The organism is Flavobacterium sangjuense (genome assembly GCF_004797125.1).
Classification (GTDB): domain Bacteria; phylum Bacteroidota; class Bacteroidia; order Flavobacteriales; family Flavobacteriaceae; genus Flavobacterium; species Flavobacterium sangjuense.
Genome location: NZ_CP038810.1, coordinates 2595139 through 2619139, shown reverse-complemented (window position 1 = coordinate 2619139; position 24001 = coordinate 2595139). Strand labels below are relative to the sequence as shown.

Genomic DNA, 24001 nt, shown 5'->3' with positions numbered 1-24001 from the left:
TTTATAGCAGAAATTCAGCTTCAATTTATTGGAGCTGTTTTTTTTTGAAAGAGACTCTTAGAAAAAGGTTGAATAGTGATAATTCCAAAATCATCTTTTGCTTTCTTTTTATTTAGAACTATCTTTGCTGTCATTAAGTATTTTTTTTAAATTACATATACAAAAATCTATTAATCTAATATCAAAATGTCAGACGATAAAAAAGTGATTTTCTCAATGCAGCGATTGAGTAAGTCGTATCAGGGAAGCGATAAACAAGTATTAAAAAACATCTATTTAAGTTTCTTCTACGGAGCAAAAATTGGAATCCTTGGACTTAACGGTTCCGGAAAATCTTCGCTTTTGAAGATTATTGCCGGAGTGGATAAAAACTATCAGGGTGATGTTGTTTTTCAACCGGGATATACGGTTGGCTACTTAGAGCAGGAACCAAAATTGGACGAAACCAAAACAGTTATCGAAATCGTAAAAGAAGGTGTAGCCGAAACGGTTGCTGTTCTTGATGAGTTCAACAAGATTAATGATATGTTCGGTTTGCCCGAAGTCTATGAAGATGCCGACAAAATGGACAAGCTTATGGAACGTCAGGCTTTGCTACAAGATAAAATCGATGCTTCAGGAGCATGGGAATTAGATACCAAACTGGAAATCGCAATGGATGCTTTGCGTACGCCGGAAGGTGATACACCAATCAAACATTTATCGGGTGGAGAACGTCGTCGTGTAGCTTTATGTCGTTTGTTATTGCAACAACCTGATGTATTGTTGTTAGATGAGCCAACCAACCACTTGGATGCGGAAAGCGTACTTTGGTTAGAGCAACATTTGGCACAATATGCCGGAACTGTAATTGCCGTAACGCACGATAGATATTTCCTTGATAATGTTGCAGGTTGGATTCTGGAATTGGATAGAGGAGAAGGTATTCCATGGAAAGGAAATTATTCTTCTTGGCTTGACCAAAAATCAAAACGTATGGAACAGGAAGAAAAAGTGGCTTCCAAACGTAGAAAAACGTTAGAACGTGAGTTGGATTGGGTTCGTCAGGGAGCAAAAGGTCGTCAGACGAAACAAAAAGCGCGTTTACAGAACTACGATAAACTCTTAAACGAAGACCAAAAAGAACTGGACGAAAAGTTAGAAATCTACATTCCGAATGGTCCACGTTTGGGAACAAATGTGATTGAAGCTAAAAATGTAGCCAAAGCTTTTGGTGACAAATTATTATATGATAACCTAAACTTCACTTTACCTCAAGCCGGAATTGTTGGAATCATCGGGCCGAATGGTGCGGGTAAATCGACTATCTTCCGAATGATAATGGGAGAAGAAAAAACAGATGCCGGAGAGTTCAGCGTTGGTGACACAGTGAAAATTGCTTACGTTGATCAGGCGCATTCTAATATCGATCCAAATAAATCAATTTGGGAAAACTTCTGTGACGGACAGGAATTAATAATGATGGGAGGACGACAGGTTAACTCAAGAGCGTATTTATCCCGATTTAACTTTGGTGGAAGCGATCAAAACAAAAAAGTGGCAACGCTTTCAGGTGGAGAACGTAACCGTTTGCATTTGGCCATGACTTTGAAAGAAGAAGGAAACGTATTGTTACTCGATGAGCCAACTAATGACTTGGACATCAATACGCTTCGTGCTTTGGAGGAAGGATTGGAAAATTTTGCAGGTTGTGCCGTAGTAATCAGTCACGACAGATGGTTTCTGGACAGAATATGTACCCATATTTTAGCGTTTGAAGGAAACTCTGAAGTGTACTATTTTGAAGGTGGATTTTCGGAATATGAAGAAAACAAAAAGAAACGTTTAGGTGTTGATGTCACTCCAAAACGAATCAAATACCGCAAATTGATTAGAAATTAATCGATTACCATTAAAATCCCGAGCAATCGGGATTTTTTTGTGAATAAAATTTTATATTTGAACGTTGAACCAACCCTATGATTAAAGCCAAAACCATTAGTTTACTTGTATTTATACTTTTCTGCTTTACCAATTCGGTAGCACAGGATTATAAAAATGAGAAAGACGAAATCGAAAGATTACTTAATCAGGCTGTAGCAGATTTTAATGATGCCAAATATGACAAGGCTTTAGAATCTTCAAAACAAGCTTTGATTAATTCTTTTGGCATAAATGATGATTCTTATATCGCACAATCCTACAATACTATTGGGGTTATTTACAACGAATGTTCCGATTCCAAAAAGGCAATAGGTTTTTACGAAAAAGCACTTTTCTATGCCAAAAAAACAAACAAGGACAAACTTTACAATTGGATTTACGGGAATTTAGGCAGCGTTTATTACTACAACCAAATTGATGTTCCGAAAGGAATCAATTATTATAAAAAGGCATTATACTATGCCGAAAAAATCAAGGACAGCACCGACATCAAGAACACCAAAATGAACATTGCAAGTGCTTACTTTGCAATTGATAAATTTGAAGAAGGAGATTTATATTTAAAAGGCATTCAGGAAAATGTACTGAAATATGGTGATCAGGAAATCAGAATGAGAATGAATTCGCTGCTGGGGATTTATGCAACGAATCATAATAAAAAAGCCGAAGCGGAAAAGTATTATGCTAATGCTCAAAAATTAGCCAACGAGATTCAATTCGACTCTTACTTAATTAGCGTTTATGAAAATCTGGTTCGTCATCACAAACACTATGGAGAACCGGAAAAAGCGCAAGTATATAAAGCTAAATTAGACTCGCTAAGTAAAGTTCTCTATTCAGAAGACAAACTTGAAAGCCTGCAAAAAGGTGCGATACAAATTGAGTTAGACGAATACAAAAATCAATTAGAGCGAATAGAGCAGGTAAATGAACAACATCAAAAAAGAATAAAAGAGTCAAGACTGATTGTTATATTGTTTATAGTCATCATGATAATTTTGTTGTTGTTTTTGCTGACTTTGTATAAAAATATAAAGTTAAGAGAGCAGGCCAATATCGAATTGAAAAGAGCCAATGAGGAACTCGTTTTGGCAAAAGAAGCAGCAGAAGAAGCATCGCAACTCAAATCTCAGTTTGTTTCCACCATTACCCACGAATTGAGAACACCTTTGTATGGCGTTATCGGAATTACCAATATCATTTTAGACGAACATAAAGAATTGGGCAATAGTCCACATTTAAAATCCTTAAAGTTCTCAGCCAAATACCTGCTTTCTTTGGTGAATGATATTCTTCAGATTAATAAAATTGAAGAGAAGCGCATCGTGTTGGAAAGCCTGATTTTTAACTTGACAGATGAAATCACTTTGATAAAAAATTCGGTTGAGTATATAGCCGATAAAAACAACAACGTATTTACGGTTGAAATTGATACTGCCATTCCTGAATTTTTAATTGGTGACAAACTTAGGCTGTCACAAATCATCATGAACTTGGTGAGCAATGCTTTGAAGTTTACCAAAAACGGTGAAGTTACTGTCATGGCAGATTTGAAAAAAGTAGAAGGGACAGTCAATTTCATTGAATTTAAAGTTAAAGATACCGGAATCGGAATTGCTAAAGAAGACCAGGTAAAAATCTTCGATAAGTTTGTACAGATAGAACGAAAAGAAGAAGATTATCAAGGTACAGGTTTGGGATTGGCTATAGTTTCCAGCTTGGTGAAATTATTCAACAGCGAAGTTCATTTAGAAAGCGAAGAAAATGTTGGGACTACTTTTTCATTCACCATCGGATTTGAATTTGATGAAGAAAAATCAAAAGAAATTATAAATAACATTGAGGTTGATTTGTCGACGAGTCATTTATACAATATTTTGGTGGTAGAAGACAATAAAATAAATCAGGTAGTAACCAAAAAAATTATTCAGGGCAGCAATATGAGTTGCACTATTGTAGATGATGGTTATGCTGCTTTAGTGGCGCTGGATCGCGAATCGTTTGATTTAATACTAATGGATATCAACATGCCATTAATCAACGGCTTTGATACAACGCGAAAAATCAGAGAAAAAGGAATTACCATTCCGGTTATTGCTTTAACTGCTTTTGACAAACAGGAAGTAGTTGAACAGGCTATTTCTGCGGGAATGAATGATATTATGGTGAAACCTTTTGAGCCTTCAAAGTTATTTCACGTAATTCACAACCAAATTAAAAAAGAAAAAGCCGGTTAATACCAGCGTTTTTTATTTTTTTTAGAAGCTTCCGATTTTCTCGAATTGTTTTCCTTTCCTTCAGGTTTCTTTTTGTTTCTCAAATCGGGTTTTGCATCCGGATTCGGAACTTCATCCTTCCATGGATATGGATGATCCTTGATGGTTTTTACATTTACTTTGATCAATTTCTGAATGTCTTTCCAGTATGGTTCTTCATCTTTACTGCAAAATGAAATCGAGATTCCACCATTTCCGGCGCGACCCGTTCTACCAATTCGGTGTACATACGTCTCAGGAATGTTAGGCAAATCAAAATTGATTACATACGGTAAACTTTCAATGTCAATACCACGTGCCGCAATATCGGTGGCAACCAAAACAGAGATTTCCTTGTTCTTAAAATGATCTAAAACGCGTTGTCTTGCCGTCTGTGATTTGTCTCCGTGAATCGCTTCTGAATTAACGCCATGCTTTTTTAATGCTTTAACTACATTGTCAGCGCCATGTTTGGTACGAACAAAAACCAATACATTGCTCAGGTTTTCATTGCGTATCAAATGATATAACAAAGCACGTTTGTCTGTCTTATCCACAAAATAGATTTGCTGTTCAATAATTTCTGCCGTAGAGGAAACCGGTGTTACCGAAACATATTCGGGTTTGTTTAAAAAAGTATCAGCTAACTCACGGATTGCCATTGGCATCGTTGCCGAAAACAATAAAGTCTGTCTGTTGGTTGGAACCAATTTTACAATTTTTCTAACATCGTTAATAAAACCCATATCGAGCATCAAATCCGATTCATCTAAAACCAAATAATGCAAATGGTCAAAATCGATAAAACCTTGTTTGTGCAAATCCAATAATCTTCCCGGAGTTGCAATCAAAATGTCAACGCCTTTTTTTAACTGGTCAACTTGTGGCACTTGCGAAACGCCACCAAAAACAGTTAATTGTCTCAGGTTAGTGTACTTCCCATACGTGTCAAAACTTTCGCCAATTTGTACCGCCAACTCACGTGTTGGTGTCACTACAAGACAACGAATTTGTTTTGTCTTTTTGGACGACCCAATCATGCGATGCAAATTGTGTATGATGGGAATAGCAAAAGCTGCCGTTTTTCCGGTACCGGTTTGGGCGCAGCCAACTAAATCTTTTCCTGCTAAAATAAATGGAATAGCCTTTTCCTGAATAGGCGTTGGGCTGGTGTATCCTTCTTCAAAGACTGCTCTCTGAATACTGTTGGATAATGATAAATCTTCGAATAACATATAATATACTTACTGTTAAGTAGTAAGTCAGCGCAAAGATAAGGTTTTATAAGTTATGAGTTATGAGTTATGAATTATGAGTTAATACTATACTTTTTTCAACTCATAATTCATAATTAAATCAAGTCCTTGCGGGATTTAATAAAATCCGTCACCAAATAACCAATCAGTTTTCCGATAAGATGATTGTTTTTTTCTTCGCCTAAATCGGGTGCGCCTTCGCAAATGTGAAGATAAGCCGCATTTTTATGGTTGCCAAAAAAGTAAACAAACTGACGCAATTCTTCTACCGAAAAACCACTCATCGTCATAGCACTGCTGGCAATATTTGGTAAAGCATCCAAATCGATTTCGATACCATAAGAATCACCTTTTATAAAATCAACAGCCTTAATCAACTCTTGCAGAAAATCTTTTTGATGTCTTACTTTGATTTCATCATACGTATTGAAAGTAACGCGGTCTTCAATTTTCTTTAAATTATCGAGTACATTTTTCGAAGTATAATTTTCGTGTAAGCCAAAGATGAAATATTTCTTCAAGAAACCTTCTTCATAAGCATACGAAAAACCATTGCCGCTATGTCTTCCTTCGAGTATCCTAAAATCGGAATGCGCATCAAAATTGACAGCATTAATTGGTTTTCCTAATCCAAGTGCCGTTCCTTTTATATTTCCGTAAGCATTGTTGTGTCCACCGCCGATAATTATAGGAGTTTTTCCATATTTTATAATGCAGCTGATAATATGCACAACTTCTTTATCAATTTGTTCAACCAGAGAACTTAACTTTTTCCGGTCTGCCGTATTGTGAAAATCCAGGTCTTTGGCGGCTTCCATTTCTTCAGCAACATCGAGTGCGCCTAAAACCAATATTTGGCTTCCTTTACAAAAACGATTGTGCTGAATATTGGCAATACTTGCAATAGCACTTTCCCAGGCAGAATGTGCACCGGGGCGACCAAAATTAGCTCTTACACCAACATCTTCCGGAATTCCGAATAGTACATATTTTGCATCACAGTTTTTCAGATAATCGTGACAATTTTCGCCTTTGGGAATGGTTAGCATTTTTTCGCCAAATTTTACTTCACCGCTGCGATGATTGGTAACTTTTGCTAAATCTGTAATTGAAAACGGAATTATATTCTCCATCTGAAAAAAATATTTAGCCAAAAATATAATAAAAATGCTTATCTTTCGTTACTATATGAATATAGTATTATTATATAATTAAAAATAAATGCCCATGGAAAATCAAAACAATCACTCAAAACTAAAAGCTATTATTGGAATATTAGCAGTTTTATTGATAGGAAGTTTAATCTACATTTTTAAATTAACATCTGACGCAAAAGGGTTAGAGAAAAATGTAGTAGAAATTAAATCAGAGAAAGAATCCGTTCTTAAAGATTTGGCGGATTTGAAAGCAACTTACGATGCAGCAATTGCCGAAAACACTTCTATGTCGGATGAGTTGATAGCAGAGAGAGACAAAGTAGTAAAACTGATGGCGGATTTGAAAGCGTCAAAAGGAGACAATGCTTCATTACAGAAATACAGAACGCAATACAAAGCAATGGAACAAAAAATGCAGAATTTGATGCAGGAAGTTGAAGTATTGAAAAAGCAAAATCAAACCTTAACGACAAGCTTAGATAGTACAACAGTGGTTTTAGAAGACAACAAGAAGTACAATCAGGTTTTGGTAGGACAAAATGAAGAACTATCCAAAACGGTTGAATTAGGTTCTAAACTGACAGTCAGTAACCTAAAAACAGCGGCTTATAAACAAAGAAGTTCTGGTAAACAAATTGAGACTGACAAGTCAAGCAGAGCTGATTTATTGCAGATAGTTTTTACTATTGCAGAAAACAAGATTGCCAAGTCTGGTGATAAAACCTATTATGTTCAGGTAATTGACCCAAAAAATAATGTGTTGGGTGAAAAAGCAACAGTATCGTTTGGTGATACGTCTTTGACTTACAGCTTTACAACTACCGTAAAATATGAAAACAAATCAGTGAACGTAAAAGAGCAATTGCCAGGAAAAGACTTTGCTAAAGGAACTTATTTTGTCAATGTATTCGACAAAGGAGAATTGGTTTCAAAAAGTAGCTTTAGCTTAAAATAATCATCTTATTTAATAATTATAAAAGGAAAAGTCCTCTCGTTGTATTACGAGAGGACTTTTTTTATGAAACTAACTTTCCGTTTAGCATTACTTGTTCAATCAAATCAGTGCCAAAAGAATAAGGCAGTTCATAAAATGAATTCAATGGTTTTGTGATGATGAGATTGGCTTTTTTACCAATGGTTATGCTTCCGTGAGTTTCCGAAATTCCCATCGCATAAGCACCATTTATAGTGGCAGCATTAATAGCTTCCTCCGGAGTCATTTTCATTTTAATACAAGCGGTTGCCACCACAAAATTCATATTTCCGGATGGTGAAGTTCCCGGATTAAAATCGGAAGCCAAGGCAAGCGGTAAACCAGCGGTTATCATTTTTCGAGCTGGCGTATACGGAATGCTGATAAAATAAGAACAGCTTGGCAACGCCACAGGCATGGTTTCGGTATTTTTTAAAACTTCAATATCTTCATCGGTTACAATTTCCAAATGATCCACCGAAAGTGCATTGTGCTTTACACAGGCTGCAATTCCGTTGATAGCGGTGAATTGATTGACATGAATTTTGGAACGCAAACCATATTGTTTTCCGGCTTCCATAATTCGTTCGGTTTCTGCTACCGAAAAATAACCCGTTTCACAAAAGGCATCAATATAATCGGCTAGCTTTTCTTCGGCAATTTTTGGCAGAATTTCAGTGATCAATAAATCAATATAACCGACATGATTTTCTTTATAAACCAAAGGGAAAGCGTGAGCACCAAGGAATGTTGCTTTGATGGTAATTGGATAATCAGCGGCTAATTTTTTAATGACGCGAAGCATTTTGAGCTCGCCATCAACCGTCAAACCATAACCCGATTTAATTTCGACTGCACCGGTTCCTTGTTGGATAACTTCTTCGAGTCTTTTTTTGGATTGGTTATAGATTTCTTCTTCAGAAGCTTCGTTTAGTTTTTTGGCAGAATTTAAAATGCCACCTCCACGATTGGCAATTTCTTCATAAGTCAAACCATTGATTCTATCCACAAATTCCTGCTCGCGATTGCCAACATAAACAATATGTGTATGACTGTCGCACCACGAAGGTAAAATCATTTTTCCTGCAGCATCAATCGTTTTATCAGCGTTTATTTTTGGACAATCTTCCATCGGACCAAAAGCGACAATCAAATCATTTTCAATCAAAAGAAAAGCATTTTTAATTGTTGGTAAAATTGCCATTTCGCTTCCGGAAACTTTAGCTATCGGAGTTTCTCTGACTTGCAGCAGTTCTTTTATGTTGATGATTAGCGTTTGCATAAAATGATTTTTGGTAAAAATAGTTCTAAAAAAAGAAATAGTATTAAATTTAAACAAATTTAGAATTCGTGAGAAAAATTAAATACAAAAAAGGAAGAAAAGTCCAGCCCACTATTTTAGAATATACGGGAAGTCATAAGTCGACAAAAACTGAAATGCAGTTGTTTGTTTATGACACCAATGAATTGACAGAGTATGCCGAATTTAAAACGGACCAACTATATAGGTGCTTTGACAATTCAAAAATTAATTGGCTCAATATTCACGGTCTGAATGATATTGAAATTATCAAATCGATTGGTGACCATTTGAATGTAGATAATTTTATGCTGGGTGATATTCTGAATACAACTAAACGAACAAAGTTAGACGAATATCACGATGTTTTGTTTTTTAACATCAAGTCGTTATTGCCAATTGAAAATAGTGATAACATCAATGTAGAGCAAATCAGTTTTCTTTTGAAGAATGGAATTTTGGTTTCGTTTCAGGAAAAAAGAAGTGATTTTTTTGTCCACATTCGGGAACGTATGCGCACACATTCCGGAATAGTAAGAGACAAAAAAGCGGATTATCTGTTGTATTTATTGCTCGACGCCGTAATGGAAAATTTCTATATAACTATTGAAAACGAAGAAGATAGAGTAGAGGATTTGATTAATTTGTCAAAGACAAGTACCAATCCGAAAATTTTAGAGCAAATAGAAAAACATCGGGATAATTATAATTTTTTGAAGCGTTCTATCATTCCTTTGCGCGATTCTTTGTATTCTATAAAAAGTATGAAAGACGACAATGTGTTTAATGCAATCGAACCTGATAATTACAGTTTTTTTGATCGTTTGCACCAAAAAAGTTTGGAGCTTTTAGAGCAGATTGAATACGATATGACTACGCTTGACAGCGCATCGAGTTTTTATTTTTCGACCCAAAGTCATAAGATGAATGAGATAATGAAAACTTTGACTGTGGTTTCGGTTTTCTTTATGCCACTGACTTTTATTGTTGGTGTTTACGGAATGAATTTTGAAAACATGCCCGAATTGAAATGGGAATATGGTTACTTTATGATTTTGGGCTTTATGTTTTTATTGTTGTTGGGAATGATTTATTATTTCAAAAGAAAGAATTGGTATTGATGAGTTGGCAGTAATGTTCCCACCATAACACGAATAATATGAAAAAGACGATTCTAATTTTATTTATTTTGAGTTCTTTGAGTTTTGTCCATAAAGATAAATGGGATGACCACAAAGAAGGCTGGACACCTTTAATGCTTGCTATTTATAATGGAAACACTAAAGAGTTCAATAAATTGATTGATAAAAAAGCTGATGTAACAATTAGAGCAAAATCGCCATCTGAGCCTTTAAATGCACTTGACATTGCAGTTTTTAAAAATAATTTTAAAGCAGTTAAAAAATTAGTTCTGACAAAGAGATTTAAAAGTTTACAAGGCTATTTTGAAAGTTCATGTGCTCAAGGCAATAGGAAAATAGTTGATTTTTTTATTAGCAAAGGTGTCAATGTAAATAGATATTCAGAAAATGGACATTCAAGTTTGATTACAGCTTGCTCAACTAGTTCAACTGAAATTGTCGAAATCTTAATTAAAAATGGCGCTGAATTAAATCATCAAAGAGATGTTGATGGGATAACCGGTTTAATGTTAGCTGCTTTTAATGGAGAATTAAAGACAGTTGAGTTGCTTTTAAAAAAAGGCGCTGACAAGCAAATAAAAGACAAAAATGGAGAAAGAGCTTATGATTACGTTAACCAAATTTATCCGAGATTAAATGTTAGCGAAGAAACAAAAAAACAGTTAAAACAATTGTTAGAATGAACACACACTAACAGCGGTTTGCAACAACTACGAAGCTTACTCTTCTCTAGAAAACCCTGCGAATTTTCAAACGTTTATAAATTATGAGTCTTTTTCAAAGTAGATTTTAAAAAAAGCAATCCAATAATTCCGGCGATTAAGGATGAAATCAAAATCATGATTTTGGAATTATCAATATGCTCTGCATCTGAAAAGGCGAGAAGCGTAATAAAGATTGACATCGTAAATCCGATTCCGCCTAAAAATCCAATTCCGATTATGGCTTCCCAATTGATGTCATTTGGAAGGGAACAAATTTTTAATTTCACCGCTAAATAACTGAAAAGTGCAATGCCAATTGGTTTTCCAATAATTAATCCTAAAGCTATTCCCAGCGTATAATTTTGGGACAAAGCAGCATGCCAATCGGAATTGATTATAATTGCGGTGTTGGCCAATGCAAAAATCGGAAGAATAAAATAGGCTACAGGTTTGTGTAAAAAATGCTGTAAAATTATGGAGGGTGATTTTTCACTTCCGTTACTAAACGGAATAGCAAATGCCAATAGCACTCCGGTAATTGTGGCATGAACTCCGGAATTCAGCATAAAATACCACATAAAAACACCGCCGATTAAATAAGGAATTAGGTTGTGGACTTTTAATCTGTTTAGCGCTAACAAACCTCCAAAAATGGATAAAGCAATGATTAGGTTCATCCAATTCAAATCGCCTGTATAGAAAATCGCAATTATCAGAATCGCACCCAAATCATCGATTACTGCCAAAGCGGTTAAGAATATTTTCAGTGAAGTAGGCACTTTATTTCCTAAAAGCGATAAAATTCCCAATGCAAAAGCAATGTCGGTTGCCATCGGAATTCCGGCTCCGGATTGGGTTTCTGTTCCAAAATTTAAAAGTAAAAACAATCCAGCAGGAAATAGCATTCCGCCCAATGCTCCTGAGATTGGCAGCAATGCATTTTTGATATTGGAAAGTTCTCCGGCGTAAATTTCGCGTTCTAATTCTAAACCAATCAGCAAAAAGAAAATGGTCATCAAGCCGTCATTTATCCAATGCTCAAGCGAATGATTTCCTAGTTGAAAATGCCAAATGTGTATATAGCTTTCACTCCAAATGGAGTTGGCTAAGAATAATGAAAGTATGGTGCAGGCAATTAATGTAAACCCTCCGGCTTTTTCGCTTTCAAAAAAATCTTTGAAGAGTTTTGTAATTTCCATTTCTCAAAGATAAAAAAAAAGCACCCGTTTCCGGATGCTTTTTTAAAGTATGATTGTTAGGGTTTTATTATAATGCTGTAATTATAAATTCAGAACGTCTGTTAAGTTGGTGTTCTGCTTCTGTACATTTTACACCGTCTGAACAACCGTTTACCAATTCGTTTTCACCTAAACCTTCAGAGGTTAAACGATTAGCTGCAATTCCGTTTTTGATTAACCAATCTTTGGTAGATTTGGCTCTTCTGTTAGACAACTTATCGTTATAAGAGAATGAAGCTCTACTGTCAGTATGCGAACGAATGTTGATTTTCATTGTTGGATTTTGGTTCAATACATCAAGTAATTTTGCTAAATCAACAGCGGCATCTGGTCTGATGTTCCATTTATCCAAATCAAAATAGATGATATTGATTTTGAAACAATTCGCTAAATCGTCACCAATTTTAACTTTACAAGTAGAAGTTTTAAGCTCGATATTAAGTTCCGTTTTACCTGTTTCTGTACCAATAATTACAGGAAGTTCTTTGGTTGTATAATCTTCATGAGAAGCTCTTACAAAGTATTTTGCACCACATATTACTTCTGTAAACTCGTATTTACCTTCTGCATCAGAAGTTGTTTCCTTAAGTTGATTGAATTTTTCATCAAAAAGTATCAATTTAGCATTAGGTATAATTGCTTTAGTATCTTCATCTGTAACTACACCAAATAGAATTTGGTCACACCAAATCGGTCTTGTTTCTACAAATTTATAGATGTCGTCGCTTCCTTGTCCACCATCTCTGTTAGAACTTACGAATCCTTTTTTGGTTTTAAAGTTAATGATAAAGGCAAAGTCGTCTTTTGGGCTATTTGCTTCTTCTCCAACGTTTAGTACATCTCTAAAATTAAGGCTGCCGTCTTTTGGTAATCTTGTGATAAAAATATCAAATCCACCAATACCAGGCTGACCGTCTGAAGCAAAGTACAATTCGTTATCATCAGAGACAAAAGGATAGGTTTCTCTACCGGCTGTGTTAATTGATTCTCCTAAATTTTCAGGAGCACCAAAGCTACCATCATCACCTATTTTTACTCTGAATATATCTGATTGACCACGTGTTCCCGGCATATCAGAAGCAAAGTATAGTGTTTTTTCATCTGGTGATAAAGCCGGATGAGCCGTTTGATAGCTGTCACTGTTGAATGGAAGTGGCGTAATATTACTCCATTGTCCTTCTTTATCTACAGTAGCTTTGTAAACTTTTAATAAAGTTACTTTACTGGCATCATAACCTCTTTCGCTAAGGTAGTTATTACGGGTGAAGTAAACTGTTTTTCCGTCTTTGGTAAAGGCCGGAGTATCTTCGTGATATTTGGTGTTTAATTTTTTACCAAATTTTCCAACAGCACCAAGTGAACCATCTTCAGATATAGGAGAATCATAAAGATTGGTAAAATATTGACCTGTCCAAGTGTGAATTCTTTTCGAGAAATTTCCGGTATCACGGGCAGATGAGAATACCACTTTGGTTCCCATAAAGGCTGTTCCATAATCAGAATACTTGGTGTTTATACCAGCGTTTTCAATTTTATATCGACCCGAATTCTTTTTAATTTCGGCTAAATAATCTCTGTTTTGAGCAAGTAATTTTGCTCTGCTGTCATTCCCGCTTTTTTCAGAAAACTTAGCTAACATAACAGCTGCCTGGTCGTTATCTTTTACAGCTTTTAAAGTTTGAGAAAAACGATAATAGAATTCAGGCTCTTGATCAGGACTGGTTGCATAAAGTTCAGCATACCATTTGTTAGCCTTTTCTAATTCGGCATTGAAATAGTAAGAGTTACCTATTTTGAGCAACATATCAGGCGATTTATATCCTTTTTCATAGATACGTTCGTATGTTTTAATTGCATCAATATAAGCGTATTTTGCATACTCTTTATTACCTTTTACTTCTCCTTTGTTAGTAGAAACCTGCGAATAACCATTCACACAAGTGATAGCTAATAGTACTAAATATGTAATTTTATTTTTCATGATGTTGTGTTATTAGAAGAATCTTGGGGATACCATTTTGCTAACTTTGTTGAACAACTCAAATCGTAAGAATACCTCATGAGAACCCGAGTTAAATCGTCTTAAATTTGTTGTTTCTCTGTCATAACTGTAACCAATAAATAAACCATCAGTTACTTGAAAACCTGCCAATCCACTTACTGCAGCATCCCAACGATAGGCTGCACCAAGCATTAACTTGTCAAAGAATAAGAAGTTGGCAGAAGCATCTACCTGAAGCGGAGCACCGGTTACCAGTTTGGTTAGAACTGCAGGTTTGAATTTTACTGAAGATCCTATGTCAAAAACATATCCACCAATAAAATAAAAATTCATTCTTTCCTGAAATACAGCCACATCATTATCGTTGTATTTAGAGTCCTGCAGGAAGTTTGGTACTGAAAGTCCTAAGTATAGTTTATCTGAATGCAGGTAAACTCCGGCTCCAAAATTTGGTGAAAACTCATTGTCGAAATTTTGAAGATTTGGATCATTAGCTTGTGCAGGAGTCAACTTATCAGTATCTAAATTGAATATATTCCCCGAAGCTTTAACTCCAAATGATAGTTTGTAATCTTCATTCATTGGGATAGTATATGATAAATCGGCAGAAATCGTATTGTCACTAGTCGGGCCAATTTGGTCATTTACTAAAGACAAACCTACTCCAAGTCTACTATTATTGATAGGCGTGTTAATGGAAAAGGCATTAGTAGTAGGAGCACCATCTAATCCTACCCATTGGGTACGATGCAATCCAAAAATACTCATAACTCCTCTCGACCCCGCATAACCTGGATTGATATTTATGGTGTTGTACATGTATTGGGTATACTGTGCATCTTGCTGAGCAAGTCCAGTGAAGCATGTCAACATCAAAGCGAAAATTAAAATTTTTGTTCTCATATTTTCTATTTTTTATCCTGAGGATTTTTCAACCCTCAGGAATTAGTAGGGTTTTATCTAGTAAGGTATAAATATCCGTCTTTAGTGTAAGATGCTCCACCATCAGTCCATTGAATGATGTAGAAATACGTTCCGGTAGGCAATTCATCTGATTTGTTAACAGTAGTTCTTCCTTCAGATACTCCTTCAAATCTTCTTCCAAGATTATCATAATTTTTAGTTTCATAAACTAAAATCCCCCAACGGTTATATATCTCAACTGTATTGCTTGGGTAACAATCGAACTCTCCAATATGATCAATTTGGAACCAATCATTTATACCGTCACCATTTGGAGTGAATGCATTGTGTATTACAACATCTTCACAAGCTAATGGACGACATTCTTCATTTACGTTCATCAATATATCATAGCTGTCAAAACAGTTACCATTAGCGAGTGTATATCTAAAGATATAATCTCCAAGTGCCACTCCGAATGGATTAAATACAGTTCCGGTTAAACCAGTAGCATCGTTAACATTTGTCCATGTACCACCAGTTGGTGTACCAGGAGGTAATAAAGTTGTTAAATCAACGCTGTCAAATTCAGCAAGGTTACATCTTTCAGCAGGTATTTCTAAAACTGTAGTATTTATTACAGTAACATAGATTCTTTGAGTAGATGTTAGCGAAGCATTTCCGCAAGCATCCGTTGCAATCCATGTTCTTGTAATTGTATAAACATTGTCAACTGTTGGAGATTGCGTCTCTGTAAACACTGGAACCACATTACCTGAACAATTGTCATTGAATACTAATACAGGTGGATCCGGAATAGTAGCACAAGTTACCTGTAGTTTTGGACTAAACTCTGTACTTGTTGTTGGTGCCAATGTATCTTGTATTGTAAATGTAGCTGTTGAAGTCACACTATTTCCACAACCGTCAGTAGCTGTAAAGATTACAGTAGCAGAACCCGTACTTCCACAATCATCGCTTAAGGCAATAAAGTTGTTAGACCAAGTTACATTAGAGCAAGTATCTGAAGCTGAAGCTCCACCATTTGAAGCTAACCAGGCATTTAATTCTGCTGTATTTCCTTGACCGTCACATTCAACTGTAGCATTAGCTGCAGCCGCAGTAAGTGTTGGTGCTGTAGTATCAACAATAGTAAATGTACCTGTTGCCGAAGATGAATTTCCACAATCATCAGTAGCTGTAAAAGTTACAGAAGCTGAACCTGTGCTACCACAACCGTCACTTAAACCATCAAAGTTGTTAGTCCAGGTTACGTTAGAACAAATATCAGAAGCAGTTGCTCCACCACCATTAGAAGCTAACCAAGCGGCCAAAGCAGCTGTGTTACCATTTCCATCACATTCTACTGTTGTGTTAACTGTAGTAACAGAAATTGTTGGCGCTGTTGTATCCTGAATTGTAAAGGTTGCTGTTGAAGTAGTAAAGTTTCCACAATCATCAGTAGCAGTAAAAGTTACTGTAGCAGAACCTGTGTTACCACAACCATCGCTAAGAGCTTCAAAGTTGTTAGTCCATGTTACATTAGAACAAGCATCAGAGGCCGAAGCACCACCATTAGAAGCTAACCACGCAGCTAAAGCTTCTGTGTTTCCATTTCCATCACATTCAACAGTTGCATTAGCAGCAGCAATGTCAATTGTTGGAGCCGCAGTGTCTTGAATAGTAAATATTGCTGTAGATGTAGCAGTGTTTCCACAACCGTCAGTAGCTGTAAAAGTCACCGAAGCTGAACCTGTACTACCACAACCATCACTAAAACCATCAAAGTTGTTAGTCCAGGTTACGTTAGAACAAGTATCAGAAGCCAAGGCACCACCGTTAGAAGCTAACCAAGCGGCTAAAGCTTCTGCATTTCCATTTCCATCACATTCAACTGTCGCATCAGTTGCAACGATATCAATAGTTGGAACTGTAGTATCTTCAATAGTAAAGGTTGCTGTAGATGTAGCAGTGTTTCCACAATCGTCAGTAGCGGTAAATGTTACAGAAGCAGTTCCTGTGTTACCACATCCATCGCTAAGACCATCATAGTTGTTAGTCCATGTTACATTAGAACAAGTGTCTGAAGCCGAAGCGCCACCGTTAGAAGCTAACCAAGCAGCTAAAGCTTCCGTGTTACCATTTCCATCACATTCTACTGTAGCATCAGTTGCAACAATAGTAATAGTTGGAGCCGTAGTATCTTGAATTGTAAAGGTTGCTGTAGATGTAGCAGTGTTTCCACAATCATCAGTTGCTGTAAATGTTACAGAAGCAGTTCCTGTGTTTCCACAACCATCATTTAATTCTTCAAAGTTGTTAGTCCATGTTACATTAGAACAAGCATCCGAAGCCGAAGCACCGCCGTTAGAAGCAAGCCAAGCAACTAAAGCTTCCGGATTACCATTTCCATCACATTCCACTGTAGCATCAGTTGCAGCAATGTTAATAGTTGGCGCCGTTGTATCTTCAATTGTGAATGTAGCTGAAGTAGTTGCAGTGTTTCCACAAGTATCAGTAGCAGTAAAAGTTACTGTTGCAGAACCAGTGTTACCACAACCATCGCTAAGACCATCAAAGCTGTTAGTCCAAGTCACATTAGAACAAGAATCAGAAGCTGAAGCACCACCGTTAGAAGCTAACCAAGCAGCTAGAGCTTCCGCGTTACCATTTCCATCACATTCTACGGTTGCATTAGCAGCAGCGATATCAATTGTTGGTGCTATAGTATCCTGAATAGTAAAGGTAGCTGATGTAGTTGCAGCATTACCACAATCATCGGTAGCAGTAAATATTACTGTCACGGCAGCTGAACAATCACTTGGTATGGTACCAAAATTATTAGTCCATGTTACATTAGAACAAGTATCTGAAGCCGAAGCACCACCGTTTGAAGCTAACCAAGCAGATAAAGCATTTGAAGTGCCACTACCATCACATTGTACAACTAAGTCAGTTGCAACAACATCTATAGTTGGCGCTGTAGTATCCTGAATTGTAAAGGATGCAGTTGACGTAGCAGTGTTACCACAATCATCAGTAGCTGTAAAAGTTACAGAAGCAGTTCCGGTGTTACCACAATCATTGCTAAGACCATCAAAGTTGTTAGACCAAGTTACGTTAGAACAAGTATCTGAAGCTGAAGCTCCACCATTAGAAGTTAACCAGGTTTGCAATGCAGCAGCATTTCCCTGACCGTCACATTCTACTGTAGCATCAGTGGCAACAATGGCAATTGTTGGAGCTGTAGTATCCTGAATAGTAAAGGTTGCTGTTGATGTAGCTGTGTTTCCGCATTCATCAGTAGCGGTAAATGTTACTGAAGCAGTTCCTGTGCTACCACAACCATTGCTAAGACCATCATAGTTGTTAGTCCATGTTACATTAGAACAAGTATCAGAAGCCGAAGCACCACCGTTAGAAGCTAACCAAGCAGCTAAAGCTTCCGCGTTACCATTTCCATCACATTCAACTGTAGCATCAGTTGCAGCAATATCAATAGTTGGAGCAGTAGTATCCTGAATTGTAAAGGTTGCTGTTGCAGTTGTAGCGTTTCCACAGTCATCAGTAGCGGTAAAGGTTACTGAAGCAGTTCCGGTGTTACCACAACCATTGCTAAGACCATCAAAGTTGTTAGACCAGGTTACATTAGAACAAGCATCCGAAGCCGAAGCACCACCATTTGAGGCTAACCAGGCAGCTAAAGCTTCCGAGTTACCATTTCCATCACATTGTACTGTAGCATCAGTTGCAACAATATTAATGGTTGGAGCTGTAGTATCCTGAATTGTAAAGGTTGCAGTTGCAGTTGTAGCGTTACCACAATCATCTGTAGCTGTAAAAGTTACTGTTGCAGTTCCTGTATTACCACAACCATCGCTAAGAGCCTCAAAGCTGTTAGTCCAGGTTACATTTGAACAAGTATCCGAAGCTGAAGCACCACCATTAGAGCTTAACCAAGCTTGCAATGCAGCAGTATTTCCTTGACCATCACATTCTACTGTAGTGTTAGCAGCAGCAGTATCAATAGTTGGAGCAGTAGTATCTTGAATTGTAAAGGTTGCTGTTGACGTAGCAGTATTTCCACAATCATCAGTAGCTGTAAATGTTACAGAAGCTGAACCAGTGTTACCACAACCATCATTTAATTCATTAAAGTTGTTAGTCCATGTTACGTTAGAACAAGCATCCGAAGCTGAAGCACCACCGTTAGAAGCTAACCAAGCTGTTAAAGCTTCTGCATTACCGTTTCCATCGCATTCTACAGTAGCGTTAGACGTAGCTGTATTAATAGTTGGAGCAGTAGTATCTTCTATAGTAAATGTAGCTGATGTTGTTGTAGCATTTCCACAATCATCAGTAGCTGTAAATGTTACAGAAGCTGAACCAGTGTTACCACAACCATCATTTAATTCATTAAAGTTGTTAGTCCAGGTTACATTAGAACAAGCATCAGAAGCTGAAGCACCACCATTAGAAGCTAACCAAGCAGTTAAAGCTTCTGCATTACCATTTCCATCACATTCCACTGTTGCATTAGCAGCAGCAGTATCAATGGTTGGAGCTGTAGTATCTTCTATAGTAAATGTTGCTGAGTTGGTTGTAGCATTACCACAATCATCAGTAGCTGTAAATGTTACAGTAGCTGAACCTGTGCTACCACAACCATTGCTAATAGCATCAAAGTTATTTGACCAAGTTACATTAGAACAAGTATCCGAAGCCGAAGCACCACCGTTAGAGCTTAACCAAGCTTGTAAAGCCGCAGTATTACCCTGACCATCACATTCTACTGTAGCATCAGTTGCAACAATATCAATAGTTGGAGCCGTAGTATCACGAATAGTAAATGTTGCTGTTGATGAAGTATTGTTTCCACAATCATCAGTAGCTGTAAAAGTTACTAAGGCTGAACCAGTATTCCCGCAACCATTGCTTAATGTAGTGAAGTTATTAGTCCAGGTTACATTAGAGCAAATATCAGAAGCCGAAGCACCACCATTAGAAGCTAACCATTCAGCTAAAGCTGCTGAGTTACCATTTCCATCACATTCTACTGTAGCATTAGTAGCTTGAGTGTTGATAGTTGGTGCTGTATCATCTTGAATAGTAAATGTCGCTGTTGAAGAAGCAGCATTACCACAATCATCAGTAGCAGTAAAAGTTACCAAAGCAGAACCTGAGTTTCCACAACCATCGCTTAAAGCAGAGAAGTTGTTAGTCCAAGTTACATTAGAACAAGCATCAGAAGCCGAAGCACCACCATTTGAAGCCAACCAGGCAGCTAAAGCAGCAGTATTTCCTAAACCATCGCACTCAACTGTAGCATTTGCAGCAGCAATTGAAATTGTTGGAGCAGTAGTATCCTGAACAGTAATAGTTTGAGTAAAAGTAGAGCTGGTATTTAAACAAGCATCTTTAGCTATCCAAGTATTTGTGTAAGATCCTGAACCTGCACAAGCTCCGGGTACAAAATCACCAGAAGTTTTGATATAAGTAACATTATTGTCACAATTATCAGTAGCTGTAGGAGCAAGTGCTTGCGCATTAGCTAAAGCAGTAGCATTACTACATTCTACAGTTGCATCCAAAGTTCCGGCTACAGTTGTCCATGTTGGAGGTGTTGTATCTCGAACGGTGATAGTTTGAGTGAATACTTGAGAAGTATTTCCACAAGCATCAGTAACTGTCCAAGTGTTTGTATAAGTACCGGCATTCGCGCATGTTAGAGAAGCAACAAATGCACCAGAAGTTTTTACAATATTAGTTACATCAGTATCACAATTATCACTTGCAGTAGGGAATAAGGCCTGAGCTGAAGCTAAAGCAGCAGCATCGCTACATTCTACAGTTGCATCAAGTGAACCGGCTATTGTTGTCCATGTCGGAGCAGTAACATCCTGAATACTGATTGCTTGATTTGCTGTAGATGAGTTACCACATATATCGGTAACTGTCCATGTTCTTGTAATATTTCTATTGTTAGGACAAATATTAGCTGGTTTTAAGCAAACACTTTTGAATCGAATTGTACCCAATTGAGTACCGTCTTTTTCGGCATAAATAAACCAGTTACCATTCATAGGTCCGGTTAAGTTATCAAAACTTGAAACATATGAAGTTAAACCGCTTATAGAATTTGTTGCCAAAAGATTTCCGTTAGGTCTCATATTAACAGGAGCACCATTTGGAATAACATTAGCATTGTTCCATTGTGGGAATCCTGAAGCGTTTGGATAAAATTCAGGTAAATAAGTTTCAGTACCGCTCACAGTATCACAATTTCCACCATTACAATATGGTCCAACAAGTACTACGCCTTGTCCGCTTGGAGATACCAAAACAAATTGAACTCTGCCTTTTCCTTGATTAGTTTCAAAGGCTAAGCTTACTTTTTCAATCATATTGGCTGTAGAACTATTAAATCCTGTAACTGTGAATGGGAAATAAACACCAGTACCTGCATTAACAGATCCTTCAGCGAAATTTCCAAAACACTCACTATCAGAATATGTTACCGTTGGAGCCGTATCACAATTATCACTAACATTAGTTACCGTTCCGGTAGTTGTTGGATCAAGGTTTGCGTTACAACTGGCACCAGAAGTAACAGTGATAGGACCAGGCACTGTAAAAGTTGGAGGTGTTGTGTCATTAACAGTTATTATTCTCGTAACCGGAGCTAATGCTCTTCCACAAGAATCGGTTGCTGTCCATGTTTCAACAATTTGTCCATTACAGAAACCAGGAACTGTTGTTATAAAAGTTGATGGGTTTGAAGTACCTGTAATAGCACAGCCACCAGCTAATCCGTTATTAAATGGAATAGTACTCGGAGTTGGTGTAACACCACAAGAGATTGTTATTCCGGATGGTGCATTCATAGTTGGTAAAGCAGCCGGACTTACTGTAATAGTTCTTGAAACAGAAGCAATTGTTCTTCCGCAAGAATCAGTAGCTGTCCAGGTTTCTGTTACTGTTCCACCACAAGTTGGAGGTGTAGCTGTAAATGTAGAAGGATTCGAAGTTCCGTTAATAGCACAGCTACCACTTAATCCATTGCTGAATGAAATTGTACTTGGTGCCGGAATCGATCCACAAGCTACACTAATATCTGGTTTCGCTGTCATTGTTGGCAATGCAGCCGGACTTACAGTAATTGTTCTTGAAACCGGAGCCAAAGCTCTACCACAAGAGTCTGTTGCCGTCCAGGTTTCAGTAACTGTTCCGCCACAGGCAGAAGAAAGTGTAGAAAACGTAGATGGGTTTGAGGTTCCACTTATTAAGCATCCGCCACTTAATCCATTAGAAAATGAGATTGTACTTGGTGCAGGCAATGAACCACAAGCTACCGTTGTAGCAGCCGGAGCAGTCATTGTTGGTAAAGCAGCAGGACTTATTGTTATTGTTCTTGAAACCGGAGCCAAAGCTCTTCCACAAGAATCAGTAGCTGTCCATGTTTCTGTAACAGTTCCACCGCAAGCACCCGGAGTTGTTGAGAATGTAGATAGATTTGAAGTTCCACTTATTAAACATCCAGCACTTAATCCATTAGAAAATGAGATTGTACTTGGTGCCGGTAATGAACCACAAGCTACCGTCGTAGCAGCCGGAGCAGTCATTGTTGGTAACGCAGCCGGACTTATTGTTATTGTTCTTGAAACAGGAGCCAGAGCTCTACCGCAAGAATCTGTCGCTGTCCATGTTTCTGTAACGGTTCCACCGCAAGCACCTGGAGTTGTTGAGAAAGTTGAAGGGTTTGAAGTTCCGCTTATTAAACAGTCACCACTTAATCCATTAGAGAATGGTCTTGTACTTGGCGCTGGCAATGAACCACAAGCTACTGTTGTAGCAGCCGGAGCAGTCATTGTTGGTAAAGCAGCAGGACTTACTGTTATGATTCTTGAAACCGGAGCCAAAGCTCTGCCACAGCTATCTGTCGCAGTCCAGGTTTCTGTAACGGTTCCACCGCAAGCACCAGGAGGTGTTGAGAATGTTGAAGGATTTGAAGTACCATTAATTAAACATCCATTACTTAATCCGTTTGTGAATGATAAAGTAGTAGGAGCAGGTAATGAACCACAGGCTGCCGTTGTAGCCGGCGGTGCCGTCATTGTTGGTAACGTTGCCGGACTTATTGTAATTGTTCTTGTTTTAGTAATCGTTCTTCCGAGAGCATCTGTATAAGTCCAAGTTTCAGTAACAGTTCCGCCACAGGCACCCGCAGGTGTTTGTGTACTTAGAGTAGAAGTAACAGTACCACTTATTAAACAAGAACCTGATCCATTATTAGTATAGCTTAAAGAACTTGTTGTTGCTCCGCCACACGGAACAGTAATATCACTTGTATTGGCAAATGTAGCAACAGTAGGAGTAGTTGCTCCTATTGTTCTGGATTTAGTAATTGTACATCCGTTTACATCGGTTATAACTACAGAATAGGTACCTGGTAATAAACCGGTAAGGTCTTGATTATTTTGTTGTCCACTTGGTACAACACCACCTGCAGAAGCCGTCCAAACATAAGTGAAAGGAGCAGTACCACCAGTTGGGGTTAAATCGATTGCTCCTGTAGCAGAACCACATTGTGAATCGATTAGAGCAAACTCTCCGTTTACTCCTCCATTTACTGTTATTGTAGGCAAGGTTCCGCATTTAGGAGAAATTAAAGTAGGATCTAGTGGACAAGTTGATCCAGGTGAAGCCGAAGTCCAAGCTAAATATAAATTGGTGATTTTCAATATATCACCACAAGTATAAGTAACGGTATTATAACTTAATGTAGTTATCGTATTTGGAGGTAGCGGACCATTACAACCGGTAATTAATGTGTTAGAAACTAACAGCCCTGTAGTTCCGCTATAAACTTCCAAGTTTCCCCAAAAGGCGAATGAAGTTCTTGTAGAACCAGTCGTGTTATTGATAGACAGTGTTAATGTTCTGGTTATCGTAGTTGCTGTTGGACATGAGTTGCATAAATCTCCACCTGAGAGGGTGGCTCCAACTAATGTTAAGTCACCAGAAGTACAAGATGTACCTGGTGGCGGATATGATTGTGCGAATGAGGCTGAGATACTTAGTAAACTAAATATCAAAAACACAATCAATTTTTTTGAGATAGTAATTTTTGTTTTCATACAATTAAATT

12 protein-coding genes are annotated in these 24001 nt (G+C 37.4%); 5 read left to right on the top strand and 7 right to left on the bottom strand.

All coding sequences use genetic code 11. The annotated features are described in order from the left end of the window. Positions 1-186 precede the first annotated feature (186 nt). Positions 187-1881, top strand: coding sequence for an energy-dependent translational throttle protein EttA (gene ettA / locus GS03_RS11450; RefSeq protein ID WP_136152680.1), 1695 nt, complete (start codon positions 187-189; stop codon positions 1879-1881). A gap of 77 nt (positions 1882-1958) precedes the next feature. Beyond that, entirely contained in the window at positions 1959-4160 is a 2202-nt protein-coding gene (locus tag GS03_RS11445; protein ID WP_136152679.1) for a response regulator, read from the top strand. On the opposite strand, the gene GS03_RS11440 is transcribed toward GS03_RS11445, so the two are convergent. Together GS03_RS11440 and GS03_RS11435 are read right to left on the bottom strand one after the other, a co-directional pair. Further along, a complete protein-coding gene (locus tag GS03_RS11440; RefSeq protein WP_136152678.1) occupies positions 4157-5413 on the bottom strand; it encodes a DEAD/DEAH box helicase in 1257 nt (418 codons plus the stop codon). The two genes, GS03_RS11445 and GS03_RS11440, sit on opposite strands and share 4 nt — an antisense overlap. Before the next feature lie 116 nt (positions 5414-5529). After that, positions 5530-6567, bottom strand: coding sequence for a formimidoylglutamase (locus GS03_RS11435; protein WP_136152677.1), 1038 nt, complete (start codon positions 6565-6567; stop codon positions 5530-5532). Positions 6568-6661: 94 nt separating this feature from the next. Between GS03_RS11435 and GS03_RS11430 the strand changes: the two genes are divergently transcribed. After that, positions 6662-7546 carry a GAS domain-containing protein gene (locus GS03_RS11430; RefSeq protein ID WP_136152676.1) on the top strand — a complete coding sequence of 295 codons (885 nt, stop codon included), beginning with the start codon at positions 6662-6664 and terminating at the stop codon, positions 7544-7546. Positions 7547-7607: 61 nt separating this feature from the next. Here GS03_RS11430 and hutI read toward each other — a convergent pair whose 3' ends face one another. Next, on the bottom strand, positions 7608-8846 hold the full coding sequence (gene hutI, locus GS03_RS11425) for an imidazolonepropionase (RefSeq protein ID WP_136152675.1): 1239 nt from the start codon (positions 8844-8846) through the stop codon (positions 7608-7610). Between the two features lie 68 nt (positions 8847-8914). Here hutI and corA point away from each other — a divergent pair, with 68 nt between their 5' ends. Next, complete coding sequence (corA, locus tag GS03_RS11420; RefSeq protein ID WP_136152674.1) at positions 8915-9985, top strand: magnesium/cobalt transporter CorA; 1071 nt, start codon at positions 8915-8917, stop codon at positions 9983-9985. 38 nt (positions 9986-10023) lie between these two features. Then, a complete protein-coding gene (locus tag GS03_RS11415; RefSeq protein WP_136152673.1) occupies positions 10024-10689 on the top strand; it encodes an ankyrin repeat domain-containing protein in 666 nt (221 codons plus the stop codon). A 74-nt stretch (positions 10690-10763) separates the two neighbouring features. On the opposite strand, the gene nhaA is transcribed toward GS03_RS11415, so the two are convergent. The 4 genes from nhaA to GS03_RS11395 all read right to left on the bottom strand — a co-directional run bounded on the left by nhaA (position 10764) and on the right by GS03_RS11395 (position 23990). Continuing rightward, positions 10764-11909, bottom strand: coding sequence for a Na+/H+ antiporter NhaA (gene nhaA / locus GS03_RS11410; RefSeq protein WP_136152672.1), 1146 nt, complete (start codon positions 11907-11909; stop codon positions 10764-10766). 67 nt (positions 11910-11976) lie between these two features. Further along, positions 11977-13929: an OmpA family protein gene (locus GS03_RS11405; protein WP_136152671.1), complete on the bottom strand. Its 1953-nt coding sequence runs from the start codon at positions 13927-13929 to the stop codon at positions 11977-11979. 12 nt (positions 13930-13941) lie between these two features. Further along, positions 13942-14853 carry a PorP/SprF family type IX secretion system membrane protein gene (locus GS03_RS11400; RefSeq protein ID WP_136152670.1) on the bottom strand — a complete coding sequence of 304 codons (912 nt, stop codon included), beginning with the start codon at positions 14851-14853 and terminating at the stop codon, positions 13942-13944. A 53-nt stretch (positions 14854-14906) separates the two neighbouring features. Next, entirely contained in the window at positions 14907-23990 is a 9084-nt protein-coding gene (locus GS03_RS11395) for an HYR-like domain-containing protein (RefSeq protein WP_136152669.1), read from the bottom strand. Between the last annotated feature and the right edge of the window lie 11 nt (positions 23991-24001).